Raw genomic sequence first — 26154 nt, forward strand, 5'->3', positions numbered from 1 at the left:
AGGGGTGACAAAGCCTGCGCAATACGGTATGCGCACGCCCGGAATGGGAAAACTCCCATCAGCCACGTAAAGAAAAACAGACGAATTCGCTCCTGCCCTCACAGGCAAATATCTGCGGCTCGACCAAGGATAGATCGTTCAGAGCGCTCTGGCTGTTGAACCAACAAAGAGGTTGAGTCATGAACATCATTCAGCAGCTTGAGGCCGAACAGATCGCCAAGATCGAAGCCCAGCGCACGCTTCCGGAATTCTCCCCGGGCGACACCGTTCGCGTCAACGTTCGCGTCAAGGAAGGCAACCGTACCCGTGTACAGGCCTACGAAGGCGTTTGCATCGCTCGCTCCGGCGGCGGCCTGCAGGAGAACTTCACGGTTCGCAAGATCTCCTACGGCGAAGGCGTCGAGCGCGTATTCCCGGTCTGCTCCCCGGCTATCGAGAGCGTAGAAGTCGTTCGCCGCGGTAAGGTCCGTCGCGCGAAGCTCTACTACCTGCGCGACCGTCGCGGCAAGTCGGCTCGTATCGTCGAGAACACCGGCACCCGCGCCCGTAAGCTCAACGACGCCGAGCGTCAGGCTGTGGCAGACGAAAAGGCACGCCTGGAAGCCGAGAAGGTTGCAGCAGCTCAGGCGCTCGCAGCCGAAAAGGCAGCACAGGAAGCCGCAGAAGCCAAGGCAGCGGCAGAAGCTGCAGCAGCGGCAGAGCCGGCAGCAGAGTAAGTTCTGCGGCAACGCAAAAATCTTTGCATGGAAAGGCGGTCTTCGAGCCGCCTTTTCTGTTTTTGGGCATTCGCCTACGGCAATGCTCTTGCCATCCACATCGCAACTGTGACAGTTTCGCGAGCTATATTTCGGGGAGATACTTCATGCCATTTCGCCGCGCCGTCCTTGCCGGACTGACCGCTCTCGTCATGTCGCCGTTGGCCGCCCTCGCCGCCGACCTTCCAGACCTCAAGGGCAGGTCAGTAATCGTCGTGACCGAGAATGCCTATCCGCCGCTGCAGTTTGTCGACCCGAAGTCCGGCAAGGCGATCGGCTGGGAATATGATGCGATGAACGAGATCGCCAAGCGGCTGAATTTCAAGGTCGAGTACCAGAACACCAGCTGGGACGCGATGATCCAGGCAGTCTCCGACAACCAGTACAACATCGGCATGACCGGCATCACCATCAAGGATGAACGCAAGGCCAAGGTTGATTTCTCCGATCCCTACATGCGCTCGCAGCAGTTCATGCTGGTGCGCGGAGACGAGAAACGCTTTACCGATGCCAAGAGTTTCGGTGCCTTCAATGAAGGCCTCGTCGGTGCCCAACCGGGCACGTCACCATTCTACACTGCCGTTTACGAGATTCTTGACGGCAACGAACAGAATCCGCGCATTAAGCTCTTCGAAACCTTCGGCGCCACAGTTCAGGCTCTCAAGGCGGGCGATGTTGATGTCGTGCTAACGGACAGCGTTGCTGCCAAGGGCTATGTAGACGCGTCCAGCGGCGGCCTGAAGGTGATCGGCGGCCCGCTCGGTACAGAAGATTTCGGTTTCATCTTTCCGAAGGGCTCCGAACTTGTCGCCCCAATCAACGCCGCAATTGCGAGCCTGAGGGCCGACGGCACCTTCGACGCGCTGAACAAGAAGTGGTTCCTCGACTACAAGATGGGCGAATGATCCTGTCTACGGTTAGCGCGTGATGGCTCCTCACCCGCCCCCCAGTGGGCATAGCAAGGGCGACTACCCCTGGTGGCTAGTCGCCCTTGTCGCGATCGGTGTCGTCCTTGCCGCCGTCATCATCACCAACGACATCTATGCACAGGTCTTCCGCACCGTCTTCAACGGCGTCGGCGTCACTATCTTCGTGACGCTGGTGGGATTTGCGTTGGCGACCCTTCTCGGCCTCGGCATTGCGCTGCTCGGACTATCCGACAGCCTCGTGCTCCGCCAGATCTCTCGCTTCTATGTCGAGGTTATCCGCGGCGTGCCGATGCTGGTGCTGCTGTTCTATGTCGCTTTCGTCGGCGCCCCCGGCATCGTCGCGGCCTATAATTTCCTGACCAGCCCGCTGGTCGAGGCCGGCTTGGCCGAACCGGTGATGGTACGCGACTTCTCGCTGATGTGGCGAGCGATCATCGCGCTGATGATCGGCTACTCTTCCTTCATCGCCGAAGTTTTCCGCGCGGGCATACAGTCTGTCGATCAGGGGCAGATCGAGGCTGCCAAGGCGCTTGGCCTTTCCCGCTACCACCGATTTCGGTTCGTCATCTTTCCGCAGGCGATCAGGGTAATCTTCCCGCCGCTGTCGAACGATTTCGTGGCGATGGTCAAGGACAGTTCACTTGTCTCGGTCCTCGGCGTCTCGGACATCACGCAGATGGGCAAGGTCTATGCCTCCGGCTCGTTTCGCTTCTTTGAAACCTACTCCATCGTCACCTACATCTATCTCATCCTGACGATCGGTCTGTCGCTTGCGCTGAGGCAAGTGGAGAAACGGATGCGAGGGAAAGAGCGACGCTAGCGTACGAAGGATTCGAATTGCCGCCGTCGCGAAAAATTGGTATGTGACAGCCCATGGAATCCAAGTTCAGTTGCATTGGGGCGCATATTTTCGTGCTGCAGGATCATTACCGCCTGCCGGCACGCTTCTTTGCGGCCGTTTCCGGTGCACTTAACAGCCGACTTCGTTGATCGAATGACGGCCCGGCGGCCTCACCGCCACCAGCTCCATTTCTCCATACGCATCCAAGAACGGACCTACCGCAATGAGCGCACCGCGTACCCTTTACGACAAGATCTGGGACGACCACTTGGTCGATCAGCAAAACGACGGCACCTGTCTTCTCTACATCGACCGCCACCTGGTCCACGAAGTCACCTCGCCACAGGCTTTCGAAGGCCTGCGCATGACCGGCCGCAAGGTTCGCGCACCTGAAAAGACCCTGGCCGTCGTCGATCATAACGTTCCGACTTCGCCCGATCGCCATCTCGGCATCAAGAACGAAGAAAGCCGTATCCAGGTCGAGCAGCTCGCCATCAACGCCGCCGAATTCGGCGTCGAGTATTACTCCGAGAACGATAAGCGGCAGGGCATCGTCCACATTATCGGACCCGAGCAGGGCTTCACCCTTCCTGGCATGACGATCGTCTGCGGCGACAGCCACACCTCGACACACGGCGCCTTCGGCTCGCTCGCGCATGGCATCGGCACCTCCGAGGTCGAGCACGTGCTCGCCACCCAGACGCTGATCCAGAAGAAGGCGAAGAACATGCTGGTGCAGGTCGACGGCGTGCTGCCGGCCGGCGTCACCGCTAAGGATATCGTTCTCGCCATCATCGGCGAAATCGGCACCGCCGGCGGCACCGGCTACGTCATCGAATATGCCGGCGAAGCTATTCGCGCGCTATCGATGGAAGGCCGCATGACGATCTGCAACATGTCGATCGAAGGCGGCGCCCGCGCCGGCCTGATCGCGCCTGATGAGACTACCTTCGAATACATCAAGGGCAAGCCGCGTGCGCCGAAGGGCGAGGCGCTGGAACAGGCGATTGCCTACTGGAAGACCCTGAAGTCGGACGAAGGCGCGCACTTCGACCGTGTCGTAAAGCTCAACGCCGCGGAATTGCCTCCGATCGTGTCCTGGGGTTCCTCGCCGGAGGACGTCATTTCCGTTCAGGGCGTCGTTCCGAACCCGGACGAAATCCAGGAAGAGACGAAGCGCGCTTCCAAGTGGCGTGCGCTCGATTACATGGGCCTGAAGCCCGGCACGCCGATCACCGAGATTAACATCGACCGCGTCTTCATCGGCTCCTGCACGAACGGCCGCATAGAAGACCTGCGTGCCGTTGCCAAGGTCGTCGAAGGCAAGACCGTTGCCTCCACCGTCAATGCCATGATCGTTCCCGGCTCCGGCCTCGTGAAGGAGCAGGCGGAGCAGGAAGGCCTCGACAAAATCTTCAAGGCCGCCGGTTTTGACTGGCGCGAGCCGGGCTGCTCCATGTGCCTCGCCATGAACGACGACCGGTTGAAGCCCGGCGAACGCTGCGCCTCGACGTCGAACCGCAATTTCGAGGGCCGTCAGGGCTTCAAGGGCCGCACGCACCTCGTCTCTCCAGCGATGGCCGCTGCGGCCGCGATCGCCGGCCATTTCGTCGATATTCGCGAGTGGAACTAAGACACGAAAGCCTCCCTATCGGAAACGAGGGGAGGCTATCTCAGCAGACACCGGACGCATTCGGTGAGACAATAGCCGCGTTCGAACCTGGCTCTCTGGAGAGCGACATGAACGCCGCACCAAATACGCCCGCAAAACGACGCCTCCTCCTTCTTCGTCATGCGAAATCCGCATGGCCGACGGACGTTGCCGACCACGATCGTCCGCTTGCAGGTCGCGGAGAAAAGGCAGCACCGCTGATGGGGCGCTATCTCGCGCGGGAAAAGCTTATTCCTGATCTTGTGCTGGTGTCATCCGCTCGCCGCACACAGGAGACGTGGAAACTCGTTGCCAAAAAGCTTCCATCGTCGATTGATAAGATGGATAGGGCGGACTTGTACGAAGCCTCCGCGGCGAAAATCGCTGGTGTCGTACGGGCGGTCGACCCATCGGTTCGAACGCTTATGCTTATAGGACACAATCCCGGTTTTCAGGATCTCGCAGAGGGCCTGATCGGCACAGGCGATGCCGAGGCATGTGCCGGCATTAGGCAGAAATTCCCGACAGCAGCACTTGCCGTCATCGCCTTCGATGCAGATCGGTGGGAACAGTTGAGACCGAAAAGCGGCACGCTGGAACGGTTTGTCACGCCGCGCTCGCTCGACTGAACGAAGGCCGCTCTCCCTCCCCCACGTAGAAAAAGGAGAGCGAACTCCGCATCAGAAGTTGGCCGTATAGGGATCCGGACCCATGCGGGCGCCCTCGTCGTCGAGCTTGGAAATTGCTGCCATGTCGGCGGCGTCCAGCTTGAAATCAAAAACCTTGAAATTCTCCTCGATGCGCGATGGCGTCACCGACTTCGGTATGACGACGAGGCCACTATCGATATGCCACCGGATGATGACCTGCGCAGGCGTTTTTCCGTGCTTCTTGGCGATCTCGCCAATCGTTGTATCGGCGACCAACTTACCCTGACCAAGCGGGCTCCAGGATTCGGTAACGATATTCAGCTTCTTGTGTGCTTCCTGCGCCGCTTTCTGTTGGAAATCCGGATGCAACTCGATCTGGTTGATAACAGGAACGACGCCTGTGTCGCCGATGATCTGTTCCAGATGATCGGGATAGAAGTTGGAAACGCCGATGGACCGTGCGCGGCCTTCTCCCCTGATCTTCACGAAGGCCTTCCAGGTTTCGCGATACAGACCGCGGTGGGGCGACGGCCAGTGGATGAGGTAGAGGTCGACATATTCCGTGCCGAGCTTCCTCAGGCTGCCGTCGAAGGCACGCATGGTCGCATCATAGCCCTGGTCGGTATTGCGGAGCTTGGTGGTGACGAAAATGTCCTTACGATCAAGACCGGATGAGCGGATGCCCTCGCCGACGCCTTCCTCATTGTCGTAACCGGAAGCTGTATCGATGTGACGATAGCCGGCGGCAATGGCCGCGCGCACTGTCGGTGCTGCAATCTCCTGGGGCGTTTGCCATACGCCAAGTCCCACCTGGGGAATGGAATGTCCGTCATGGAAAGTGATGATGGGTTGTTGTGCCACAATATATCTCCGGAAGTTTGAAGAAATGGACGGGGGCGTAATTGAACCCGCAGCCTCGCGGATTTCCCTGCGCGCCTTTCAGCCCTTGCGCCGGTCGAAAAGGCATATAGGTCAGCGAGGCCGGTTTATCACCCCATGAAATCAAAGAACCCGTATGACGGTGCCCTTGCGCAGGAAGGGAAGAAGGCGCCGCATATCGCGCGGATGAATCGCCACACATCCAGCGGTCGGCTCGTAGCCGGGCTTGATCAAATGGAAGAAGATTGCCGAACCGCGATTGCGTGCCCGTGAGGTGATATTCCAGTCCATGACCAGACAGACGTCATAAAGCCCGTCCTTGCGCTTCATTTCCTCGTGGCTCGGCCGGAAAGGCGCTTTGACGAGCCTATTGTAGTTCGGATCCTCAACCTGGTCGCACCAGAGCATATCTGTACGAATGCGCCGAATCGAAAGCGATGTCTCGAGACGCATCGGACGTTCACCGCGGCGAAACCCGTAAAGCAGCTTCATCGGAGCGATTGGGGTAGCACCATCGCCCTCGCGCTTGAGCACCGTTCGACCGGCCCGGCCGATCGCGGCAGGCAATCTAATTGCGCCGAACTGAACCAAAGCCCGGCTTTTTTTTCCCGGCGCAGGCCGAACGAGGACGGTCGTCGACGTTATCCGTCTTGGACGCCTTGTTTTCTCCATTTTTCTCACATGTGTTTGCGATTGCTAGGATCATGATTGAAATCATATAGCATCGTATACGACAACAGCGCGGTCCCCGATCTTTGCCAATGTTGAAAAATTGGCGTAGGAGTGAGGGACCGCAGGCGAGGGATAGAGCCGCATGACCGCACGCACCATTCTCTTGGTGGATGACGACGACGACCTCCGCGAAACACTTACGGAGCAGCTTTCGCTCTATGACGAATTCACGGTCCTCCAGGAAACGACGGCAGCCAAGGGTGTCGAGCGCGCACGATCAACGCCGATCGACCTACTTATCATGGACGTTGGCTTACCTGATATGGACGGTCGCGAGGCTGTGAAGCTGCTACGCAAGGGTGGTTTAAAAGCTCCGATCATCATGCTAACCGGCCATGACACGGATTCGGATACGATCCTTGGCCTCGAAGCCGGCGCCAACGACTATATCACCAAGCCCTTCCGTTTTGCCGTCCTACTTGCGCGCATCCGCGTGCAGCTGCGACAGCACGAGCAAAGCGAGGACGCCACCTTCAACGTCGGCCCCTATGTTTTCAAGCCGAGCCAAAAGCTCTTGACAATGGACAGTGGCCAGAAAATCCGCCTGACCGAGAAGGAAGCGGCGATCATTCGCTACCTCTACCGCGCCGAGCAAAAGGTCGTTACCCGTGACGTGTTGCTGGAAGAGGTATGGGGTTATAATTCCGGTGTGACGACGCATACGCTGGAAACCCACGTCTATCGTCTGCGCCAGAAGATCGAACGCGATCCCTCCAACGCCGAGATTCTGGTAACGGAAAACGGCGGCTACAAGATCATACCGTAAGATGGCACTCAATGACGACATAGGGCTGCTGTCGCAGTTGCCGCTGTTCCACGATATGTCGAAGGATCAATTAAGGCTGATCGCCTTCGGCGCAGATCGACGCGTCATTTCCGCCGGTCAGATGCTCTTTCGGGAAGGCTCGCCGGCTGAAAGCGCCTACGTCATCCTTAGTGGCGGCGTGGAGCTCAGCCGGATCGGCCGCGATGGCGAGCCGGAAGTCCAGAAAACCGCCGGACCCGGCACGCTTCTATCCGAACTTGCGCTAATCACACTCGTCGAACGCAAGTTCACGGCCGTTGCGACAGAAGACACGAGCATCATCCGCATCACCCGCTCGCTCTTTCATCGGCTTATCGAGGAATATCCGGATGCCGCTCGACTGATCGAAAGCCGCATCCGCGACAACATTGCAGAGCTCGCAGCCAGGGCCGCAGCCGAACTTCACCGCTTCATCTAACAGATCAGAGATTGAAGTGCGCCGTAACCGGCACATGGTCGGACGGCCGTTCCCAGCCGCGCGCTTCCTTCAGAATTTCGATGCGCTGCAGATGTGGCCCAAGATCCCTTGACGACCAGATATGGTCAAGGCGGCGGCCGCGATCAGCCGCTTCCCAGTCCTTGGCACGATAGCTCCACCACGTATATAGTTTTTCGTTCTCCGGAACGTACTGCCGCATCAGGTCAATCCAAGCGCCGCGCTGCATCACTTCGAGAAGACCGTCCGTCTCCACAGGCGTGTGACTGACGATCTTGAGCAGCTGTTTGTGTGACCAGACATCATGCTCAAGCGGCGCAATGTTGAGGTCGCCGACGAGGATTGCCGAGGTGTTTGCTTCGCCATTTGCCTTGAGTTGCTTCATCTCGTCAATGAAATCGAGCTTGTGCCCGAACTTCGGATTGATCGTCCGATCTGGCTCGTCTCCGCCGGCAGGTACGTAAAAATTATGCAGGCGAATACGCCGGCCACCGCGCTCGAAGACGGCCGAGATATGTCGCGCGTCGCCGACGTTGCAGTAGTCCTGGCGGTGGTCCTCGACCAAGGGAAAGCGCGATGCGATGGCAACGCCGTGATAGCCCTTCTGGCCATGGATGATAATGTGTTCGTAACCCATCGCGCGCAGTGGCGAGGCAGGAAACAGGTCGTTCGGAACCTTCGTTTCCTGAAGGCAAAGGATGTCCGGCTTATGCTTGAGGACAAATTGCTCGACAATCGGCAGACGCAGCCGCAGAGAGTTGATATTCCAAGTCGTGACCGAGAAGCCCATTCCATTGCCTTTCAAAACCGGACGAACTGGCTTTAGAGCAAAGGCTGCGCCGATGGAACGGACGCACAAAGAAAAACGCCCCGCGAGATCGCAGGACGCGCATTGTTCCAAAGGCAGCAAAGTCAATCGCGATAGGCGGCGGTTCCGGGGATCACCTCGTACGGCACCCTGAACACCTTGTCGTCGAACTGAACGCCCGTCTTGACGTTGAACACCATGACCGAGGTGTCCTTTCCCTGATTGTCGGTAATCGTCCACTGACGAAGGTCATAGGTCTTCGGGTCGAACATCATCGTGATCGTCGAGTTACCAAAAACCGTGTTATTGCCGAGGGCGATCGTCGTCAGGTCAGATTCCTGCTTCACGCTCTTCACCGAAGCTGCCGACAGGTCGATCCGCTGTGCCAACAGCAGGCTGAGCGGCGTTTTCGAGAGCGGGTAGAGATCCCAGGTCTTGAGCTTCGTATTTCCGACAGCAACGTTCTTCCCGTCAGCGATGACACGGATCGGCGATGGGTTGTCATAGTTGAAGCGCAGCTTGCCGGGGCGCTGAATGTAGAACTTCCCCCCCGTTTGTTCGCCGCGAGGGCCGAATTGTACGAATTCGCCCTGCATTGTCGCAACACTCGAGAAGTGATCCGCAATAGCCTGCGCGGTAGCAGTCCCCGAAGCAGCGGATGCCGTCTGCGCGTAGGCAGCAATCGGGATCGTGGCCGCCGCAGCGACGGCCAGCGAGCCAAGAAGATGGCGCCGGGTCAGCAAGATGCGGTCCGGGATGGAATTGGAGTTGTTCATTTATGTCTCCTTTATGCAATTTGAATGCTGCGGAAACACGGCGCCTTCATGGCGCAGTTCGCAGACCTGCATAAACTAACGGCGTCAACTCAATCAGGTTTCCGTGATGCCGGCATCATTCAATTGGCGCCCGCCTCAGCGATCGAGAATATCGCCCTCGGTCGGAACCAAGATCTCGCGTTTTCCGGCATGATTGGCCGGACCTATGATGCCTTCCTGCTCCATCCGTTCGATCAGTGATGCGGCGCGGTTGTACCCAATGCCAAGTCTACGCTGAATATACGACGTCGACGCCTTTCCGTCACGCAGTACGATCGCGACAGCCTGATCGTACGGATCGTCGGAATCCGAGAGATTGGACGTCCCAGCCGGACCACCGCCGTAGTCGCCGTCTTCGTCATCATCGGCGGTGATCGCGTCCAGATATTGCGGCGCGCCTTGTGTTTTCAGGTAGGAAACGATCTCTTCGACTTCCATGTCGGCAACGAACGGGCCATGGACACGCTGAATGCGCCCGCCGCCGGCCATATAGAGCATATCGCCCATGCCGAGAAGTTGTTCGGCGCCTTGTTCTCCGAGGATGGTGCGACTGTCGATCTTCGACGTCACCTGGAAAGAGATGCGCGTCGGGAAGTTTGCCTTGATCGTCCCGGTGATGACGTCGACGGACGGACGCTGTGTGGCCATGATGACGTGGATGCCAGCAGCGCGCGCCATTTGCGCCAGGCGCTGCACCGCGCCTTCGATGTCCTTGCCGGCGACCATCATGAGGTCAGCCATCTCGTCGATGATGACGACAATGTAAGGCATAGGCTGCAGATCGAATTCTTCCGTCTCGTACATCGCCTCGCCGGTATGGCGGTCGAACCCCGTTTGCACGGTGCGCGAGATCACCTCGCCCTTGGCGAGTGCCTGCTCGACGCGACTGTTGAAGCCATCGATGTTTCGGACACCGATCTTGGACATCTTCTTGTAGCGCTCTTCCATCTCACGGACGGTCCACTTTAGCGCAACAACGGCCTTCTTGGGATCGGTGACGACAGGCGAGAGAAGGTGCGGAATACCGTCGTAGACCGACAATTCGAGCATCTTCGGATCGATCATAATCAGACGGCATTGCTCCGGTGTCATGCGATAAAGCAGGGACAGGATCATAGTGTTGATGGCGACCGACTTACCGGATCCGGTCGTGCCGGCGACCAGCAAGTGCGGCATCTTCGCCAGATCCGCGATCACAGCCTCGCCGCCAATCGTCTTTCCAAGCGCCATGGCAAGCTTTGCCTTCGAACCTTCGAAGTCGCGCGAGGCGATGAGCTCGCGCAGATAGACCGTTTCGCGCGTGGAGTTCGGCAGTTCGATGCCGATCGCGTTGCGACCCGGTACGACGGCGACACGGGCAGCAATCGCGCTCATCGAACGGGCAATGTCGTCGGCGAGGCCGATGACGCGAGACGACTTGATACCCGGAGCGGGCTCCAATTCGTAAAGCGTCACGACGGGACCTGGCCGGACATGGATAATCTCTCCCTTGACGCCGAAATCCTCGAGCACGCCTTCGAGCATGCGCGCATTCTGTTCCAGCGCATCAGCTGAGAGCGTCGAATCACGCACGACATTCTTCGGTTCTGCCAGCAAGTGCATCGAGGGAAGCTGGAAGCCCTCCGGACGAATGAAGGAACCCTGTTGCTCGCGTTCGATGCGAGCCCCGGGCTTCGGCCGCGCGGCAGGCTGCACAACGCGCGGCTCCGCGCGGCCGGCGGGTTTGGCTGGCGCACGCATCATCCAGTCATCGTCATCGGGCAGGATATCGGCCGGACGCGGCGGCATGTCATCAAATGGCAGATCGTCGTCATCCTCGTCATCGTTGAGCGAGATGGACGGCGCAGAAACGACCCGGCGCTGCGAGGCGGCGCGCGGGTCCATCGATGGCTCCATGCGCTCTCCGCGCGTGACCGGCGTCTTGGCGCGGACCGGCTCGTTCAGTTTACCGAATTCGTCATCATTGAAGTCGTAAGGCGACTCGAAGTCGTCCCGCCGCCGTTTGCGGGGACCCATGCCGAGCAAGCGCCTGATCCGAGCCTGGCTCATGTACCAGGCATGCGTCAGCGCGCCGAAGGCAAGCCAGCCACCTTCATCGTCCTCCTCGTCTTCATCGCCAACCGAGCGCAGCTTCGAACGAGTATTTGCATACTCCTCCTCGGCCTCGTCATCATCGTCTTCGCTGCGGCCAACGAGACCGGCAGCAAACAACATCATCCAGATCGTCGGGATGGCGAATACGCAACCGACCGCGGTCGCAAAGGCCCCGGTCGGATAAGCGCCGACAAAGAGCGCAGGAAACCGCAGGATCATATCGCCGATAACGCCACCAATGCCGTTGGGGATCGGCCAGGTGAGGGGCGGCGGGAAACAGCCGATAACGGCCGAGGAGAGCACGGAACCCAGCCCCCAGGCGGCGGCTCGCGCAGAGATGCGACTGATTCGACGGCCGGAAATCAATGCGAGAGCCCAGGCTACGACCGGCAGAAGTGCCACTACACTGGCAAGGCCGAAGAACTGCATAGCGATGTCGGCGAACGCGGCCCCGCCATAGCCCAGAACATTGGTCGGTTCGTTCCCCGTCGCATAGGAATAGCTTGGATCCGCAACGTTCCACGTCGCGAGCGCTGCGACTGCCAAAGCGAGCAGCAGGAAAATCGCGAAGCCAACAAGGGTCTGCGCCTGCCGGAACACGAAACCCGAGAGGGAAAAACGGTCCGGCCGGCCATCCATTGCTGGCGATGTGCTTCTTGCCATGTGTGTACCCGTTCAATGCGTGAGAGCGTGCGAATCGCCAAGCGTCTGCACCCAGTACCTTCGCCCCACCCTAATCAGAGGACGGTTAAAGCGGTATTAACCATGCCGCGCCCGCATCTTGCATCGGAAAATAAAAAGGCCCGAACCTGTGGAGGTCCGGGCCAAGAGCGGTCTATTCGAACGAATAGACCGCGACGGGCTGTTCAGCGGCGCCTGCTTATGCAAGCCCTGCTATGCCTTGGCTATGCGTGGTAAGCGGCTTCTCCGTGGGTCGAAAGGTCGAGACCTTCGCGCTCGGCTTCGACAGAAACGCGCAGGCCGATGACGACATCGACGATCTTGTAGAGAATCGCGGAACCGATGCCCGACCATGCGATCGTTGTCAGAACGCCCTTCAGCTGAGCGAAAACCTGGGTCGCCGTACCTGGATAGCTGGCTGCGAAATCAGCCGTCGAATAGTCGACAATACCTGCGCCGCCGAGCGCCGGATTAACCAGGATACCGGTGCCGAGGGCACCCAGAATACCACCGATGCAGTGCACGCCGAACACGTCGAGCGAGTCGTCGTAGTTGAACTTGTTCTTGACGACGTCAACGAAGAAGTAGCAGACCGGTGAAACGATAAGACCGAGAACAATCGAACCCATCGGGCCGGCGAAGCCAGCAGCCGGAGTGACGGCAACCAGACCAGCAACGGCACCCGAAGCTGCACCGAGCATCGAAGCCTTGCCGCGTGCGAAGTTTTCGACCAGGCACCAGGACACCGCGGCAGCAGCCGTTGCGACGAAGGTGTTGATCATCGCCAGCGAAGCAAAGGAATTGGCTTCAAGGTTGGAACCGGCGTTGAAGCCGAACCAGCCAACCCACAGGAGCGATGCACCGACCATGGTGAGGGTCATGGAGTGCGGAGCCATGATTTCCTTCTTGTAGCCGGTGCGCTTGCCAAGCATGATGGCGCCGATCAGACCGGCCACGCCAGCGTTGATGTGGACGACCGTGCCGCCGGCAAAGTCAAGTGCGCCATAGGAGAAGATCAGGCCCGATGGAGACGTGTAAGAGCTCGGACCGCCCCAGAACCAGACCATGTGTGCCATCGGGAAGTAGACGAAAGTGACCCAAAGGACGACGAAAAGCATGACCGCTGAGAACTTGATGCGTTCGGCGAAGGCGCCGACGATCAGGGCCGGCGTGATGCAGGCGAAGGTCATCTGGAAGCAGACGAAGGTCAGTTCCGGAATGGCGACGCCCTTCGTGAAGGTCTCGGACAAGCTCGTCGTGTTGACGCCAGCAAGGAAGGCCTTCGAGAAGCCGCCGACGAAGCTGTTCAGCGAACCGCCGTCCGTGAAGGCCAGCGAATAGCCGTAGGTAACCCAAATGATCATGACCACGGCCGTGATCATGAACACCTGCATCAGAACCGAGAGCATGTTCTTGGCGCGAACGAGGCCGCCATAGAATAGTGCCAGGCCAGGGATGGTCATCAGCAGGACGAGAACCGTGGAGACGAGCATCCAGGTATTGTCACCCTTGTCCATCGTCATTGTAGGAGCAGCTGCAGCAGGCGCAGCCGTCGCGGCGGCGTCCTGCGCAAAGGCTGCGACCGGCGCCAGCAGCGCAGCGGAAGCAGCGCCAAGCCGCGCAAAATTGGAAGAAAACTTCGAAATTGACATTGAAAGAGGCTCCCTTGCTCTGCCGCCCTTACAGCGCTTCTGTGTCGGTTTCGCCGGTACGGATGCGCACGGCATGGTCGATCGAATAGACGAAGATCTTGCCATCGCCGATCTGGCCGGTCTTGGCGGATGACGCGATGGCCTCTACGGCCTTATCGACGAGTTCGGAAGCAACCGCGATTTCGATCTTGAGCTTCGGCAGGAAGCTGACCGCATATTCGGTGCCGCGATAAATCTCAGTATGCCCCTTCTGGCGCCCGTAGCCCTTCACTTCGGTCACGGTCAGGCCCTGAATGCCGATCGCCGTGAGGGCTTCGCGCACCTCATCCAGCTTGAACGGCTTGATAATGGCCATCACAATTTTCATCTGGTTTCCCATCCTTCGTTATCCTCGGCACGGAGCCGACTCTCCTTGCCGCTGACGTTCCCGAACAGCGAGCGAGGATATACATTCAAAGTGCGTGCCAGATTCGATGGAAGAAGATAACTATTTGAAAAATAATAACTAATTAAACAGACGCCAATAAACAGGCAAATGATTGCCCAATAATCGCTCAAAAAATACCCGAATGAACAAATATGCCTACAATTTATTCATTTGCCGTTTTACGAATCAGCCCCTCCTGGGCCACCGACGCAATCAGGACGCCTTCCCTCGTAAATAGGCTACCGCGCGTCAGTCCCCTTGCGCCGGAAGCCGAAGGGCTATCCTGTGTGTAAAGAAGCCAATCGTCGAGTTTCGAGGGTCGATGAAACCACATCGAGTGATCGAGACTGGCGACCTGGATCGTCTGGTCGAAGATCGATGTTCCATGCGGATAGAGCGAAGTATCAAGCAGCGTCATGTCGGAGAGATAGGCGAGAATGGCCGCCTGATAGGAGCGATCGTCGGGGACCGGTCCCGTCGGTCGCACCCAGATATGCTGCACCGGGTCCAGCTTCTTGTCCGAGAAATAGTGCGTGAGCGATATAGGCCGAATCTCGATCGGCCGCTCGCGCTCCCAATATTTGCGAATCGGCGCTGGCGCATTGGCAAGAAATTGCGCGGCGATCTGTTGTTCGTCGAGGAGCTTTTCAGGAGTGGGAACATCAGGCATGGTGATCTGATGATAGAACCCGGGTTCTTCGATCTGGAATGAGGCCGAGAGAGCAAATATCGCCTTTCCATGCTGGATGGCGACGGCACGACGAGTATTGAAACTCGATCCATCGCGAATCCGCTCCACCTGATAGACGATCGGCACCGAGGGATCGCCCGGGCGCATGAAATAGGCGTGCAGCGAATGCACGATACGGTCACGCTCCACCGTGCGCTGTGCCGCCATCAATGCTTGCGCGATGACCTGACCGCCGAAGACACGCTGCCAGCCAACCTGAGGGCTGCGTCCGCGAAAGATGTCGACCTCGATCGGCTCAAGGTCCAGCGTAGAAAGCAGAGTCTCCATCGCAGTTGGTCTTTCGGTGTCAGGCGTCATTTTGTATAGCTCCAGGCGATAGGAAGTGCAGCAGCGATGACCTATATAGATCAATACGATATTCACAAGAAACGGAACGGAACTCCATGCGGGACATGCTGGTTGTAGGCGCGGGTTACGTCGGGCTCTCCGCTGCCGTGGCGGTCAAACAGGCGGCGCCTCATCTCGATATCGCAGTCGTCGAGGCAGCGCCTGCCGGCGTATGGCAGAAGGACATGCGCGCCTCGGCCATTATCGCTGCCGCTACCAGAATGCTTGAGGTTTTCGGCATGTGGGGGGATATCGAGCCGGACGCGCAGCCGATCACGAAGATGATCGTCACCGATTCGAAGACATCAGATCCCGTACGTCCGGTTTTCCTGACCTTCGATGGTGAGGTGGAGGATGGACGACCGTTCGCACATATGATTCCAAATGTCGTCCTCGTTCGGGCGCTGCGTGGTGCATGCGAAAGGCTTGGCATCGACATCCATCATGGCTTTAGCGCGACCGGCCTTTCTATTGCCGATACGCATGCGACAGTCACGGCTTCGGATGGCAGCGTGCAGGAAACCCGCCTTGTCGTTGCCTGCGACGGCGTCCGGTCACACCTCAGGGACCTGGCAGGCATCAAAACCGTGTCCTGGGATTACGGTCAGTCGGGGATTGTCACGACGGTCGAACACGAGCGTCCACATCACGGCTGCGCGGAAGAGCATTTTCTCCCATCCGGACCCTTTGCGATCCTGCCGTTGAAAGGGAACCGCTCGTCACTCGTCTGGACGGAGCCAACTCCGGAGGCGAATCGCCTTGTCGCATCCGACGACCTCATCTTTGAAGAAGAGCTGGAGCGTCGTTTCGGTCATAAGCTCGGTGCATTGAAGGTTGTCGGTGACAAACGCGCCTTCCCACTCGGGCTAACGCTTGCGCGGGCTTTCGTGGCTCCGCGTGTGGCGCTGGCCGGCGATGCCGCGCACGGAATTCATCCGATTTCCGGACAGGGCCTTAACCTCGGCTTCAAGGATGTTGCCGCCCTGGCCGAAACCGTCGTAGAGGCTGATCGGCTTGGGCTCGATATCGGCTCGATCAATATTCTCGAGCGCTATCAGGCATGGCGCCGCTTCGATACCTTCCGTATGGGCGTCACCACGGATGTGCTCAATCGGCTCTTCTCGAATGACCTGGCACCGCTACGCATCGCCCGCGATTTCGGCCTGGGTATCGTCGATCGGCTACCCGGCCTCAAATCGTTCTTCGTCGGCCAGGCTGCGGGCACGACCGCAAAGGACAATCCTCGCCTGCTCGCAGGACAGACGATCTAGTCAGTCGTCCAGCTCGCGTGCCTCCGAGACCAGCATGATCGGAATACCATCACGAATCGGATAAGCGAGCCGCGCCTTTTCCGACACAAGTTCGTTGTGCTCGCGATCGTAAGTAAGCCGGCCCTTCGTCAGGGGGCATACCAGCAGTTCGAGAAGCTTCGGGTCAACGCGGCTGAGTTTTTCGTCCATGAACCGGTTTTACTGCAGAACCGTGTCCGAGTCACCGAATACGCGCGCCAGAACGATCTCCGTAATCGCGATCAGCGTTTCGGCCCGCGTCTTCAGATCGGGTGCCTCGAGAAGCGCCTGCTTCTCGGCCGGTCCGAACGGTGACATCATCGCGAGCGAGTTGACGAGCGTCAGGTTGCTCGCGCGCTCGACGCTTTCCCAGTCCGCCTCGAGCTTGTTTGCATCAAGATAAGCCTTGAAGGCAGCGAGAAGTGCCGCACGATCGACCGCGTCCTCCTCGTCCCGCGCCGAAAGATCGGCAATGAACGGCGCGATACGAAAGGTTCGGAAGGGATGATGTGTTTCCCTCTCCTCCAGGAGGCGGAAGCGGCAGATACCGGTCAGGGACACGATATAACGACCGTCACCGGTCTCGGCGAACGATGTGATGCGGCCAAGGCAGCCAACCGGGGCCAGATGAACCTCGCCCTGCCCTTCCTGGTCTCCGAGCGCCGGCTGAACCATGCCGATCAGCCGATTACCAGATAGAGCAGCATCGAACATCGCAAGATAGCGCGGCTCGAAAATATTGAGGGGCAACTGCCCTGTCGGCAGCAGCAGAGCGCCGCTAAGCGGAAAGACCGCAATCGTATCAGGCAGATCAGCGGGCTTCAGATATCGTGCATTCCCCACTTGCATAGAGACTGGTCCTGCATTGCCGACGGGCGAGAGACGATGCGCCCGCACAAACGGAAATGTGGGGCCCGCCTCCAAAAACGCAAGGGCGGTCGACCGAAACTTAGATGGCCGATTAGGAAAACAGCATGGCCGAAAGCTTGCGCCGCGCCGAAACCGTGGCAGGATCCTTGAAACCCCAGACGTCGAAGAATTGCAGCAACTGCCGGCGTGCGCCGTCGTCGTCGAAAGCACGATCCTTCCGCATGATGTAAAGCAGGTGCTCCGCCGATTCTTCCCGCCGACCCTCGACGTTGCGGATTTTGGCAAGCTTCAGGCGGGCCTCGTGATCGTCGGGATTTCGCGCCAACTCCTCCTCCAAGGCAACGGGATCACCGAGCTTGCGTGCTTCCTCGATCTGATCGAGCTTCTTCGATACGGCCTGGATCGCCGGGTCCTTCGCCATTTCCTCTGGCAATTCCGTCAGAGCCTCACGCGCACGCTCGTGCTGGTTTGCAGCAATCATGCATTCCGCCATTCCCGCCAATGCCTTCGCATTCTCGGGATCGGCCTGCATGACAGCACCGTAAAGCTGTGCGGCGCCGTTGATATCACCGGACACCAACAGTTCCTCGGCCTCCTTGAGAACGCCTTCGATTTCCGCCGCCTGATCGGCGCCGACGGGACCGGCGATGCGATCGATGAACTGGTTAATCTGGCTCTCCGGCACAGCGCCCATGAAGCCATCGGCCGGACGCCCACCGACGAACGCGATCACAGCCGGAATCGACTGGATACCGAGCTGCCCGGCGATCGAGGGATGGTCGTCAATGTTCATCTTGACCAACTTGACGCGCCCTTGCGCTTCATTGACGACTTTCTCAAGCACCGGGGTAAGCTGCTTGCAGGGACCGCACCACGGCGCCCAGAAATCGACGAGAACCGGCTGGCTGCGCGATTCCTCGATGACATCCTTCGCAAAAGTCGCAGTCGTCGTATCCTTGATGTAACCGCCCGTACCAGAGGTCGGCGCCGCTCCATAATTGGCAGCTGCCGTCATCTGACCAAAGGAATTGCTGTAAGGATTGTCGTTGCCGCTCATGGAAATCTCCCGCCGTGCCGGTCAGCCGGCTTTTCTAGCGCTAAAATCGTATGTCAGGACGTCACTTTCAAGACAAGCGGCTTATGCCCCGTCGCTTCCATAAAGCGAATAAGATCGGCGCTTGCAATCGAAGTCGTGGCATCATTGGACAACGGATGGCAATTGATGATCATTTCTTCCATCAAATCGGCATCGAGAACGAACGTTACGTTTCCGCCGGTATCATTGATCGCCCCAAAAGCCGTGACAGCGCCGGGGACAACACCAAGGTACTCCATCAGCTTTTCCGGCTTTCCGAACGAGACCTTGCTGGCGGCGCCGATCCGTGTGTGCACCGTCTTTAGATCCACCGTCGCATTCTCTTCCACAGTAAGCAGAAAGAACTGATCCTTCTTATCTTTGACGAAGAGGTTTTTCGTGTGGCCTCCGGGAATCTCGTCACGCAGCGCGACCGATTCGGCAACCGTAAAGACCGGCGCGTGGTTTTTGGTGCTGTGCTTTATATCCAGGCCATCAAGAAAGGCAAAAAGGTCGTCTCTGGTCTTCGGAGTTGCGTGGGTCATTTGAAAATCCATGCGGTCGGTGGAATAGAGGACGCCTGATTACGTCCCGCCACTATGTTTTGCAACGCTCCTGGTCGACGCTTTGCCCTGCATTTGCGGCACTTCCGATGTCTTTGGACGAGGCCTGGAAATTTTTCTTCGAATTTCCGTCATTTCCCTGTTGCATTTGAAAATCGTTTGGGCGATATAGCGCCCGTCGCCGCAAGGTGGCGCCCACGGTCCTCACAACTACCCCGGACCGATGCGGATTGAGCGGGTGTAGCTCAGGGGTAGAGCACAACCTTGCCAAGGTTGGGGTCGAGGGTTCAAATCCCTTCGCCCGCTCCAATTTTCCTAAAGGAAATCAAGATCATAACGATATCCGCCGTAAGGCGGCTTTGTTGTTCAAATTTCGCGTAATTCTCGCCACCGCGAAAAAAATCTGGCGTTGGAAACCGCGAAGGCACGGCCCATCACGCAACTGCCTCGACTTTGCGTGCACATTCGCGAGCGAGGAGCGACCGTTCTCCACGCGTCGCTTTCAGACGGACGGCCGCACTATCTTCCTACAGCATTGAGCGATCCGTAGAGCCGAAGCTCCTCGATCTGAAACGCCGACAGTACGTGTTTCAGCAGGTCGTTGAGCGCACGTTCAAAGAACTCGATATCGAGGACGATGCTGTTGTCCGGTGGCGTCCTTTCAACGGCAAGCAATCGATCGTGATTGATCCCGGCCGCGAATTCGGTCAGCCGGTTGCCTCACAGTCTGGCGTTCCAACTGTTGCGCTTGCCGATGCCGTCGAGGCAGAGGGATCGGTCGAGGATGCCGCTCGAATATTCGAAGTGTCAGTCAGCGTGGTTCACGACGCAGTGCAGTTTGAACACGGATTGAAGAGAGCTGCGTGAAGGTTTTGGTTGACGAAAACCTTCCGCCCGCGCTCGCCCGCTCCCTACACGCATTGTTTTCTGGTAAGCACGAAATCATCCACGTCAGGAGCGGTTCGGACCTGGCGTAAAGGACATCCAATGGATCGGGTGCTTAGCGCCGAAGGCCGATGGATCGTGATCTCCAGCGATTGGCGGATAACCCGCAACAAAGCCGAATACAACGCCTTCAGAAGCTCTCACTTGGTAGGGTTCTTTCTCTCCAAGGGTCTCTACCAGTCGCCGCTCACAAAGCAGATAGAGCGCGTCCTGGCGCTCTGGCAGGCTATCGAAACGCAGGCGGGGCTTGTACAGGGCGGCGCCATGTTCGAGCTGTCAATGACGAGCACGAGGGTCAAGCAGCTGTAGGACGTTTGGTGAGCGGTTTCTGCCTAGCAGGGACCCTCTTTGCCACCCCACCGCACCCGCCGAGGGCCTGCGGGGGCGGTAGCCTCCCTACTTCGCCTCTGGCCTCCGTTCGAGCATGCGTAGATGAAGCGCCACAAGGGCCATTGCACCAGATCGCCGCCACCACCTGCAGCAGGATCGCAACTACCGTTCAATCGGCCCAGACCACACATAACCGTATCTGTGCCCCAAGTGCCGCCATCTAATTGCGTAGCCGATTGCTTCGAGCTGCTTAAGAACCGCATGGCGCTCGAACGCGGCGAGGCCGTTCAGCGCAACATTCAGCGCGTCCAATCCGCCTAAGCGGTAAACATCGATGAACGGCTCTAAGTTCATGAGGTGCCTAAATTTGCTAAGCTGCTTATCGAGGAAATTAGAGTGGGCCTATGATGTTCCAGAACGGAACCGAGTTCTTCCGCCGGTGTTGTTGTCTCAGCACATACTCCAATGGAGGAAGGAAGCGATGAGCATTTTCGACCGCATAGGGAAAGCCATTCTTGGAGATGCGCAGGCAGCGGCGCCCGTTCAGTCTCTTCCTGCGTCTCCTTTGACGCCACCGGCGTCGCCAGATTTGCCTTCCGATGCCGTTCCGCCTCCGGGACCCGGCGCGCCGCAATCGGGTCAGATTGCCGAGCGGCCGCCGATTATCACCGATCCGGCGACAGGTGCACCTCCGCCAGCCCCGGCGCCCGCAGTGGATATCGAGGACGTGCTCGATGAAGCCGTCAGGAACTCGGGACAGAAGCTCGATTGGCGTCACTCGATCGTCGACCTCATGAAGGCCGTCGGGATGGACGCGAGCCTTCATGAGCGCGGGGAACTGGCGAGGGAACTCGGCTATGCCGGAGACACGACCGACAGCGCGAAGATGAACACCTTCTTGCATAAGACACTCATGAAGAGGCTGTCTGAAAACGGCGGGAAGGTTCCGCCCGACCTCCTCGACTAGCACATCGGCCGCAAGCATCAAGCACCCTTGCCGGTAAGCTCCCGGGCGGTAGCCCCCTGCCTACTTCGCCTCTGATTTCCGTGCGAGCATGCTTGAGACCGCAACCCTAGCGAAACGGGTGCCAGTGCTGGACTTTTAACCTACCTTTTCGAGTTCTTTGGCAATATCGCTGGACCTTTCCATGTAGGTTGCCGCAGTCGGCTTGACAGCTTTGCTGCTCTCGCTCTAACCTTTTCCCATTCACCAGGGGGGTCCCGGCAAGGGGCTGAGATACTGCTGTCGTGCGCAGTGACCCGTTGAACCTGATCCAGTTCATACTGGCGTAGGGACGGTGCAAGCGCTCGAAGGCATTGGATTCTCGCGTGGAATCGGTGACGGCGTCTTTTCATCATTCCGGCTGAGGACTGGGTCTCCAAACTTAAAACTTGGAGCCTCAAACCATGAATATTGCCGCAAAGAACATCACCCCGACCGTTACAACAGGCCCGCTGCCGGCATCCCGCAAGATCTACATCCCAGGGAACCTTCATCCCGATATCCGCGTGCCGATGCGGGAGATCAGTCTCCACCCGACATCCGGAGAACCGCCAGTTGCGGTCTATGACTCCTCAGGAATTTATACAGTCGATGGCGCCGACGTCCGCATCGAGCACGGGCTTCCGGAGCTGCGCCGCGAGTGGATCCTCGCTCGCGGCGATGTCGAAACCTATCAAGGCCGCCTTGTGCGCCCCGAAGACAATGGATTTGCCAGCGGCGAACGGCTGACGCCGGAATTCCCCGCCAAGCGCCAGCCGCTCCGCGCGACGGACGGCAAGGCCGTCACTCAACTCGCCTACGCCCGCGCCGGCATTATCACGCCGGAGATGGAGTTCATCGCCATCCGCGAAAATCTCGGCCGCAAGGCACAGGCTGAAGCCATCACGCGCGATGGCGAAAGCTTCGGCGCCCGGATCCCGGATCACGTCACCCCGGAATTTGTCCGGCAGGAAGTGGCCGCCGGTCGCGCGATCATCCCCGCCAACATCAACCACCCCGAATCCGAACCGATGATCATCGGCCGCAATTTCCTGGTGAAGATCAACGCCAATATCGGCAACTCCGCGGTCACGTCTTCGATGGCCGAAGAAGTCGAAAAAATGGTCTGGGCAGCCCGCTGGGGCGCCGATACCGTGATGGATCTCTCCACCGGCCGCAACATCCACAACATCCGCGAATGGATCATCCGCAACTCGCCACTGCCGATCGGCACCGTTCCGCTCTATCAGGCGCTGGAAAAGGTCGAGGGCATTGCCGAGAACTTAACTTGGGAAGTCTATCGCGACACGCTGGTCGAACAGGCCGAGCAGGGCGTCGACTACTTCACCATCCATGCCGGCGTGCGGCTCCACTATATCCCGCTCACCGTCAATCGCGTCACCGGTATCGTCTCGCGCGGCGGCTCGATCATGGCCAAGTGGTGTCTTCATCACCATCGGGAGAGCTTCCTCTACGAGCACTTCGAGGAGATCTGCGATATCTGCCGTGCCTATGACGTCTCCTTCTCGCTCGGCGACGGACTGCGTCCGGGTTCGATTGCCGACGCCAACGACGCCGCGCAATTCGCCGAACTGGAAACGCTCGGCGAGCTGACAAAGATCGCCTGGGCCAAGGACTGCCAGGTCATGATCGAGGGACCCGGCCACGTGCCGATGCACAAGATCAAGGAAAACATGGACAAGCAGCTCGCCGTCTGCGGCGAAGCGCCGTTCTATACGCTGGGGCCGCTGACCACCGACATCGCCCCCGGCTACGATCACATCACCTCGGGCATCGGTGCTGCGATGATCGGTTGGTTCGGTACCGCGATGCTCTGTTACGTCACCCCGAAGGAGCACCTTGGCCTTCCGGACCGCAACGACGTCAAGACCGGCGTCATCACCTACAAGATCGCCGCCCACGCCGCCGATCTCGCCAAGGGGCACCCGGCCGCTCAATTGCGCGACGATGCCTTGTCGCGCGCCCGTTTCGAGTTCCGATGGGAGGACCAATTCAATCTGTCGCTGGATCCGGAGACGGCCCGAAGCTTCCACGACGAGACACTGCCAAAGGAGGCCCATAAGGTCGCGCACTTCTGCTCCATGTGTGGCCCGAAATTCTGCTCGATGCGGATCTCGCACGACATCCGCGCCGAGGCACAGAAGGAAGGGCTCGACGCCATGGCAGCAAAATACCGCGAGGGCGGCGATCTCTATATGCCGATCGACGCCGTCGACCCGTCGCGTGACTGAGATGCATGTCCTTGTCAAAGGGGGCGGCGTTGCCGGCCTCGCGGTCGCATACGAGCTCAGCCTTCGCGGTGCCGACGTCACGGTTGTGGATCCGCGTCCCGCCTCCAGCCAGGCTGCCTCCTGGCTCGCGGGCGGAATGCTCGCGCCCTGGTGTGAGCGCGAAAGTGCGGACGAAGCCGTGTTGCTGCGCGGCCGCGACGCCATCGACCGGTGGAGCATGATGCTGCCGGGCGAGGTCCATCGAAACGGAACGCTGATCGTTGCTCCCGCGCGCGACCAAGGCGAACTTGATCGCTTCGCCGGCCGCACCGGCGGCCACGAATGGCTGAACGAAGAACAAATCGCCACATTGGAGCCGGCTCTGGCCGGTCGCTTCCGGCGCGCGCTTTTCTTCCCACTGGAGGGCCATCTCAATCCAAGGCGAGTACTGGGTCTGCTTCGAGAAAAGCTCACCGCTCGGCGTGTCCAGTTCATTGCCCAAGTGACCGAAACTACCGACTATGATGACACCATCGATTGCACAGGCGCAGCGCGCATCGGGCGGACGAACGGACTTCGCGGCGTTCGGGGCGAAATGCTCTATCTGGAAACGCGTGAGGTTTACCTCAGTCGACCGGTCCGCCTGCTGCACCCTCGTTTCCCTGTTTATATCGTTCCTCGTGGAGATGGCCTCTTCATGGTGGGCGCCACGATGATCGAGACGGAGTTCTGCGGCCCGATCTCGGCACGTTCAATGATGGAGTTGCTGAATGCCGCCTATACGGTGCATCCCGCCTTTGCGGAAGCAGCCGTCGTCGAAACCGGGGTCGGTGTGCGACCGGCGTTCGCCGATAACTTTCCACGCGCGACCCGCGAGGCTGATGCGATTGTGCTGAACGGCCTCTATCGCCACGGCTTCCTGCTGGCGCCTGCAATGGCGCAGGAGGCCGCGAACCTTGTCTTCTCCAGAACCGAACCGGGAGGAAATTGCCGATGATACTGATCGTCAATGGCGAGCATCATGATCTGATTGCGCCAACCTTATCCGAACTGCTGACACTAATGGAATATGAAGGCGACTGGCTGGCAACCGCCGTCAATGGCGAAATCGTCCACCGCGAGGATCGCGCCAACCACGCGCTGAACGACAATGACAGGATCGAAATCCTGTCGCCCATGCAGGGAGGCTGAAGGATGCTGACCTTATACGACAGCGAGGTTTCGTCCCGTTTGCTTCTTGGCACCGCACGATATCCCTCACCCGGGATATTAGCGGAGGCCGTTAAACGATCACGGACGGAGATCGTCACCGTCTCCCTGCGCCGCGAGACCGCTGGCGGGCGCGGCGGCGGCGCCTTCATCGAGATGATACGGGCGCTAGGCGTTCGGGTTCTGCCGAATACAGCAGGCTGTCATGGGGTCTCGGAGGCCGTACTGACAGCCAAGATGGCGCGCGAGTTGTTCGGCACGAAGTGGATCAAATTGGAGGTAATCGGAAATGACGATACGCTTCAGCCTGACGTGTTCGCGCTGGTCGAGGCCGCCCGCATCCTGTCAGGCGAAGGGTTTGAAGTCTTTCCCTACACGACCGACGACCTCGTAGTGGCGGAGAGGTTGCTCGAAGCAGGTTGCCGTGTGCTTATGCCCTGGTGCGCACCGATCGGCAGCGCCGCGGGGCCGCTCAATCTGACGGCGCTGCGTTCGATGCGCGCACATTTTCCAGGCATTCCTCTCATCGTCGACGCTGGTATCGGTCGACCATCACACGCGGCAACTGTCATGGAACTCGGTTTCGACGCAGTGCTGTTGAACACCGCCATCGCCGGTGCCTTCGATCCGGTTGCCATGGCCGGGGCGTTTGCCAAGGCGATCGAGTCGGGCCGCGAGGCCTTCGGTGCGGGCATGCTGGAACCGCGTGACGTTGCTGTTCCGTCGACACCGATTATTGGAAAGGCCGTATTCGCATGAGACTCGATCCCTTCTATCTTATCGTCGATAGTGCCGAGTGGATTTCGCGACTTGTTCCGCTCGGCGTCAAACTTGTGCAGTTACGGATCAAGAACAAGACAGCCGCCGAGATTCGCGTCGAAATCCGCATTGCAAAGGCAATTTGCGCTGCGTATGGCTCTCAGCTGATCGTCAACGACTACTGGCAACTCGCCATCGAGGAAGGGTGTGATTTCATCCACCTCGGGCAGGAAGATCTGGAAGTGGCTGATCTCGGCGCCATCCGTGCTGCCGGCCAGAAGCTCGGCTTGTCAACCCATGACAGTGCGGAACTCGAGACTGCGATGGCGGCAAAACCGGATTATATCGCGCTCGGGCCGATCTATCCTACGATCCTCAAGCAGATGAAGTGGTCACCGCAAGGACCTGAACGCCTGCGCGTCTGGAAGGAGCGCATTGGCGACCTGCCGCTCGTCGCCATCGGCGGGTTGAACGCCGATCGACTGGATGGCGTTCTTTCTCATGGCGCCGACAGTGCTGCCGTCGTGACCGACATTACCCTAAACGCCGATCCCGAGACGCGAACGCGGCAATGGCTCGCTGCCACGGCAGCCTGGCGACAGTAAAGTGCCCTTGAGGGGTAGCAAAGCGGTCACCCGATCGTGTAGTCACATGCCTTCGAAAATGAT

29 protein-coding genes, 1 tRNA gene and 1 riboswitch are annotated in these 26154 nt (G+C 59.0%); of the genes, 18 read left to right on the plus strand and 12 right to left on the minus strand.

What is annotated here, in order from left to right; genetic code table 11:
* Positions 1-179 precede the first annotated feature (179 nt).
* The 5 genes from rplS to BN77_RS03030 all read left to right on the plus strand — a co-directional run bounded on the left by rplS (position 180) and on the right by BN77_RS03030 (position 4805).
* Positions 180-716 (plus strand): 50S ribosomal protein L19, encoded by a 537-nt coding sequence (gene rplS / locus BN77_RS03010; protein WP_007528259.1) that lies wholly within the window; start codon positions 180-182, stop codon positions 714-716.
* Positions 717-862: 146 nt separating this feature from the next.
* On the plus strand, positions 863-1660 hold the full coding sequence (locus BN77_RS03015; protein ID WP_007528260.1) for a transporter substrate-binding domain-containing protein: 798 nt from the start codon (positions 863-865) through the stop codon (positions 1658-1660).
* A gap of 22 nt (positions 1661-1682) precedes the next feature.
* Positions 1683-2504: an amino acid ABC transporter permease gene (locus tag BN77_RS03020; protein ID WP_007528261.1), complete on the plus strand. Its 822-nt coding sequence runs from the start codon at positions 1683-1685 to the stop codon at positions 2502-2504.
* A 244-nt stretch (positions 2505-2748) separates the two neighbouring features.
* Positions 2749-4158: a 3-isopropylmalate dehydratase large subunit gene (gene leuC, locus BN77_RS03025; protein ID WP_007528262.1), complete on the plus strand. Its 1410-nt coding sequence runs from the start codon at positions 2749-2751 to the stop codon at positions 4156-4158.
* A gap of 107 nt (positions 4159-4265) precedes the next feature.
* The gene (locus tag BN77_RS03030) at positions 4266-4805 is read left to right on the plus strand and encodes a SixA phosphatase family protein (protein ID WP_007528263.1); all 540 of its coding nucleotides are present in this window, start codon (positions 4266-4268) and stop codon (positions 4803-4805) included.
* Between the two features lie 51 nt (positions 4806-4856).
* Here BN77_RS03030 and BN77_RS03035 read toward each other — a convergent pair whose 3' ends face one another.
* Positions 4857-5687: an aldo/keto reductase gene (locus BN77_RS03035; RefSeq protein ID WP_007528264.1), complete on the minus strand. Its 831-nt coding sequence runs from the start codon at positions 5685-5687 to the stop codon at positions 4857-4859.
* Between the two features lie 141 nt (positions 5688-5828).
* The gene (locus tag BN77_RS03040) at positions 5829-6377 is read right to left on the minus strand and encodes a L,D-transpeptidase family protein (protein ID WP_081593517.1); all 549 of its coding nucleotides are present in this window, start codon (positions 6375-6377) and stop codon (positions 5829-5831) included.
* 142 nt (positions 6378-6519) lie between these two features.
* Here BN77_RS03040 and BN77_RS03045 point away from each other — a divergent pair, with 142 nt between their 5' ends.
* Positions 6520-7203 carry a response regulator transcription factor gene (locus tag BN77_RS03045; RefSeq protein ID WP_007528266.1) on the plus strand — a complete coding sequence of 228 codons (684 nt, stop codon included), beginning with the start codon at positions 6520-6522 and terminating at the stop codon, positions 7201-7203.
* A 1-nt stretch (position 7204) separates the two neighbouring features.
* Positions 7205-7660, plus strand: a complete 456-nt coding sequence (locus BN77_RS03050) for a cyclic nucleotide-binding domain-containing protein (protein ID WP_007528267.1) — start codon at positions 7205-7207, stop codon at positions 7658-7660.
* 4 nt (positions 7661-7664) lie between these two features.
* Here the strand turns inward: BN77_RS03050 and BN77_RS03055 are convergent, their stop codons facing one another.
* From BN77_RS03055 to tesB, 6 genes are all read right to left on the minus strand, one after another.
* Positions 7665-8468, minus strand: coding sequence for an exodeoxyribonuclease III (locus tag BN77_RS03055; RefSeq protein ID WP_007528269.1), 804 nt, complete (start codon positions 8466-8468; stop codon positions 7665-7667).
* 122 nt (positions 8469-8590) lie between these two features.
* A complete protein-coding gene (locus tag BN77_RS03060) occupies positions 8591-9262 on the minus strand; it encodes an outer membrane lipoprotein carrier protein LolA (RefSeq protein WP_007528271.1) in 672 nt (223 codons plus the stop codon).
* Positions 9263-9397: 135 nt separating this feature from the next.
* Complete coding sequence (locus BN77_RS03065; RefSeq protein WP_007528273.1) at positions 9398-12058, minus strand: FtsK/SpoIIIE family DNA translocase; 2661 nt, start codon at positions 12056-12058, stop codon at positions 9398-9400.
* 242 nt (positions 12059-12300) lie between these two features.
* Positions 12301-13728 carry an ammonium transporter gene (locus tag BN77_RS03070; RefSeq protein ID WP_007528275.1) on the minus strand — a complete coding sequence of 476 codons (1428 nt, stop codon included), beginning with the start codon at positions 13726-13728 and terminating at the stop codon, positions 12301-12303.
* A gap of 28 nt (positions 13729-13756) precedes the next feature.
* Positions 13757-14107 (minus strand): P-II family nitrogen regulator, encoded by a 351-nt coding sequence (locus tag BN77_RS03075; RefSeq protein ID WP_019280527.1) that lies wholly within the window; start codon positions 14105-14107, stop codon positions 13757-13759.
* 211 nt (positions 14108-14318) lie between these two features.
* On the minus strand, positions 14319-15203 hold the full coding sequence (gene tesB / locus BN77_RS03080) for an acyl-CoA thioesterase II (protein WP_007528281.1): 885 nt from the start codon (positions 15201-15203) through the stop codon (positions 14319-14321).
* An 86-nt stretch (positions 15204-15289) separates the two neighbouring features.
* Here tesB and BN77_RS03085 point away from each other — a divergent pair, with 86 nt between their 5' ends.
* Positions 15290-16504 (plus strand): ubiquinone biosynthesis hydroxylase, encoded by a 1215-nt coding sequence (locus tag BN77_RS03085; protein WP_007528284.1) that lies wholly within the window; start codon positions 15290-15292, stop codon positions 16502-16504.
* Here the strand turns inward: BN77_RS03085 and BN77_RS03090 are convergent, their stop codons facing one another.
* The 4 genes from BN77_RS03090 to BN77_RS03105 all read right to left on the minus strand — a co-directional run bounded on the left by BN77_RS03090 (position 16505) and on the right by BN77_RS03105 (position 19012).
* Positions 16505-16693 carry a Trm112 family protein gene (locus BN77_RS03090; RefSeq protein WP_007528286.1) on the minus strand — a complete coding sequence of 63 codons (189 nt, stop codon included), beginning with the start codon at positions 16691-16693 and terminating at the stop codon, positions 16505-16507.
* 9 nt (positions 16694-16702) lie between these two features.
* On the minus strand, positions 16703-17371 hold the full coding sequence (locus tag BN77_RS03095) for an LON peptidase substrate-binding domain-containing protein (RefSeq protein ID WP_007528288.1): 669 nt from the start codon (positions 17369-17371) through the stop codon (positions 16703-16705).
* 112 nt (positions 17372-17483) lie between these two features.
* The gene (gene trxA / locus BN77_RS03100; RefSeq protein ID WP_007528290.1) at positions 17484-18449 is read right to left on the minus strand and encodes a thioredoxin; all 966 of its coding nucleotides are present in this window, start codon (positions 18447-18449) and stop codon (positions 17484-17486) included.
* A 53-nt stretch (positions 18450-18502) separates the two neighbouring features.
* Positions 18503-19012 carry a prolyl-tRNA synthetase associated domain-containing protein gene (locus tag BN77_RS03105; RefSeq protein WP_007528292.1) on the minus strand — a complete coding sequence of 170 codons (510 nt, stop codon included), beginning with the start codon at positions 19010-19012 and terminating at the stop codon, positions 18503-18505.
* Between the two features lie 252 nt (positions 19013-19264).
* Here BN77_RS03105 and BN77_RS03110 point away from each other — a divergent pair.
* From BN77_RS03110 to BN77_RS03155, 10 genes are all read left to right on the plus strand, one after another.
* A tRNA-Gly gene (locus BN77_RS03110) sits at positions 19265-19339 on the plus strand.
* 276 nt (positions 19340-19615) lie between these two features.
* Entirely contained in the window at positions 19616-19897 is a 282-nt protein-coding gene (locus BN77_RS03115) for a hypothetical protein (protein ID WP_007528294.1), read from the plus strand.
* Positions 19894-20007, plus strand: coding sequence for a PIN-like domain-containing protein (locus tag BN77_RS35505; RefSeq protein WP_280109908.1), 114 nt, complete (start codon positions 19894-19896; stop codon positions 20005-20007). The genes BN77_RS03115 and BN77_RS35505 overlap by 4 nt, the downstream gene beginning before the upstream one ends.
* 10 nt (positions 20008-20017) lie before the next feature.
* Entirely contained in the window at positions 20018-20284 is a 267-nt protein-coding gene (locus BN77_RS03120) for a PIN-like domain-containing protein (protein ID WP_007528296.1), read from the plus strand.
* Between the two features lie 502 nt (positions 20285-20786).
* Positions 20787-21272, plus strand: coding sequence for a DUF3597 domain-containing protein (locus BN77_RS03130; protein WP_007528299.1), 486 nt, complete (start codon positions 20787-20789; stop codon positions 21270-21272).
* A gap of 235 nt (positions 21273-21507) precedes the next feature.
* A riboswitch (TPP riboswitch) is annotated at positions 21508-21619 on the plus strand.
* Positions 21620-21712: 93 nt separating this feature from the next.
* Positions 21713-23539, plus strand: coding sequence for a phosphomethylpyrimidine synthase ThiC (gene thiC, locus BN77_RS03135; protein ID WP_007528301.1), 1827 nt, complete (start codon positions 21713-21715; stop codon positions 23537-23539).
* Position 23540: 1 nt separating this feature from the next.
* Entirely contained in the window at positions 23541-24515 is a 975-nt protein-coding gene (gene thiO, locus BN77_RS03140) for a glycine oxidase ThiO (protein WP_007528304.1), read from the plus strand.
* Complete coding sequence (gene thiS, locus BN77_RS03145; RefSeq protein WP_007528306.1) at positions 24512-24709, plus strand: sulfur carrier protein ThiS; 198 nt, start codon at positions 24512-24514, stop codon at positions 24707-24709. Before thiO ends, thiS begins: the two co-directional genes overlap by 4 nt.
* A 3-nt stretch (positions 24710-24712) precedes the next feature.
* A complete protein-coding gene (locus BN77_RS03150; RefSeq protein WP_007528308.1) occupies positions 24713-25486 on the plus strand; it encodes a thiazole synthase in 774 nt (257 codons plus the stop codon).
* Positions 25483-26091 carry a thiamine phosphate synthase gene (locus BN77_RS03155; RefSeq protein WP_007528310.1) on the plus strand — a complete coding sequence of 203 codons (609 nt, stop codon included), beginning with the start codon at positions 25483-25485 and terminating at the stop codon, positions 26089-26091. Before BN77_RS03150 ends, BN77_RS03155 begins: the two co-directional genes overlap by 4 nt.
* The last annotated feature ends 63 nt before the right edge of the window (positions 26092-26154 follow it).

The sequence above is a fragment of the Rhizobium mesoamericanum STM3625 genome, assembly GCF_000312665.1.
GTDB lineage: Bacteria > Pseudomonadota > Alphaproteobacteria > Rhizobiales > Rhizobiaceae > Rhizobium > Rhizobium mesoamericanum.

What these genes read in the sequence shown, in the direction of transcription:
- rplS (WP_007528259.1), top strand. Translation starts at nt 180, where the DNA reads ATGAACATCATTCAGCAGCTTGAGGCCGAACAGATCGCCAAGATCGAA.
- BN77_RS03015 (WP_007528260.1), top strand. Translation starts at nt 863, where the DNA reads ATGCCATTTCGCCGCGCCGTCCTTGCCGGACTGACCGCTCTCGTCATG.
- BN77_RS03020 (WP_007528261.1), top strand. Translation starts at nt 1,683, where the DNA reads ATGGCTCCTCACCCGCCCCCCAGTGGGCATAGCAAGGGCGACTACCCC.
- leuC (WP_007528262.1), top strand. Translation starts at nt 2,749, where the DNA reads ATGAGCGCACCGCGTACCCTTTACGACAAGATCTGGGACGACCACTTG.
- BN77_RS03030 (WP_007528263.1), top strand. Translation starts at nt 4,266, where the DNA reads ATGAACGCCGCACCAAATACGCCCGCAAAACGACGCCTCCTCCTTCTT.
- BN77_RS03040 (WP_081593517.1), bottom strand. Translation starts at nt 6,377, where the DNA reads ATGGAGAAAACAAGGCGTCCAAGACGGATAACGTCGACGACCGTCCTC.
- BN77_RS03045 (WP_007528266.1), top strand. Translation starts at nt 6,520, where the DNA reads ATGACCGCACGCACCATTCTCTTGGTGGATGACGACGACGACCTCCGC.
- BN77_RS03050 (WP_007528267.1), top strand. Translation starts at nt 7,205, where the DNA reads ATGGCACTCAATGACGACATAGGGCTGCTGTCGCAGTTGCCGCTGTTC.
- BN77_RS03055 (WP_007528269.1), bottom strand. Translation starts at nt 8,468, where the DNA reads ATGGGCTTCTCGGTCACGACTTGGAATATCAACTCTCTGCGGCTGCGT.
- BN77_RS03060 (WP_007528271.1), bottom strand. Translation starts at nt 9,262, where the DNA reads ATGAACAACTCCAATTCCATCCCGGACCGCATCTTGCTGACCCGGCGC.
- BN77_RS03065 (WP_007528273.1), bottom strand. Translation starts at nt 12,058, where the DNA reads ATGGCAAGAAGCACATCGCCAGCAATGGATGGCCGGCCGGACCGTTTT.
- BN77_RS03070 (WP_007528275.1), bottom strand. Translation starts at nt 13,728, where the DNA reads ATGTCAATTTCGAAGTTTTCTTCCAATTTTGCGCGGCTTGGCGCTGCT.
- BN77_RS03075 (WP_019280527.1), bottom strand. Translation starts at nt 14,107, where the DNA reads ATGGGAAACCAGATGAAAATTGTGATGGCCATTATCAAGCCGTTCAAG.
- tesB (WP_007528281.1), bottom strand. Translation starts at nt 15,203, where the DNA reads ATGACGCCTGACACCGAAAGACCAACTGCGATGGAGACTCTGCTTTCT.
- BN77_RS03085 (WP_007528284.1), top strand. Translation starts at nt 15,290, where the DNA reads ATGCGGGACATGCTGGTTGTAGGCGCGGGTTACGTCGGGCTCTCCGCT.
- BN77_RS03090 (WP_007528286.1), bottom strand. Translation starts at nt 16,693, where the DNA reads ATGGACGAAAAACTCAGCCGCGTTGACCCGAAGCTTCTCGAACTGCTG.
- BN77_RS03095 (WP_007528288.1), bottom strand. Translation starts at nt 17,371, where the DNA reads ATGCAAGTGGGGAATGCACGATATCTGAAGCCCGCTGATCTGCCTGAT.
- trxA (WP_007528290.1), bottom strand. Translation starts at nt 18,449, where the DNA reads ATGAGCGGCAACGACAATCCTTACAGCAATTCCTTTGGTCAGATGACG.
- BN77_RS03105 (WP_007528292.1), bottom strand. Translation starts at nt 19,012, where the DNA reads ATGACCCACGCAACTCCGAAGACCAGAGACGACCTTTTTGCCTTTCTT.
- BN77_RS03120 (WP_007528296.1), top strand. Translation starts at nt 20,018, where the DNA reads ATGGATCGGGTGCTTAGCGCCGAAGGCCGATGGATCGTGATCTCCAGC.
- BN77_RS03130 (WP_007528299.1), top strand. Translation starts at nt 20,787, where the DNA reads ATGAGCATTTTCGACCGCATAGGGAAAGCCATTCTTGGAGATGCGCAG.
- thiC (WP_007528301.1), top strand. Translation starts at nt 21,713, where the DNA reads ATGAATATTGCCGCAAAGAACATCACCCCGACCGTTACAACAGGCCCG.
- thiO (WP_007528304.1), top strand. Translation starts at nt 23,541, where the DNA reads ATGCATGTCCTTGTCAAAGGGGGCGGCGTTGCCGGCCTCGCGGTCGCA.
- thiS (WP_007528306.1), top strand. Translation starts at nt 24,512, where the DNA reads ATGATACTGATCGTCAATGGCGAGCATCATGATCTGATTGCGCCAACC.
- BN77_RS03150 (WP_007528308.1), top strand. Translation starts at nt 24,713, where the DNA reads ATGCTGACCTTATACGACAGCGAGGTTTCGTCCCGTTTGCTTCTTGGC.
- BN77_RS03155 (WP_007528310.1), top strand. Translation starts at nt 25,483, where the DNA reads ATGAGACTCGATCCCTTCTATCTTATCGTCGATAGTGCCGAGTGGATT.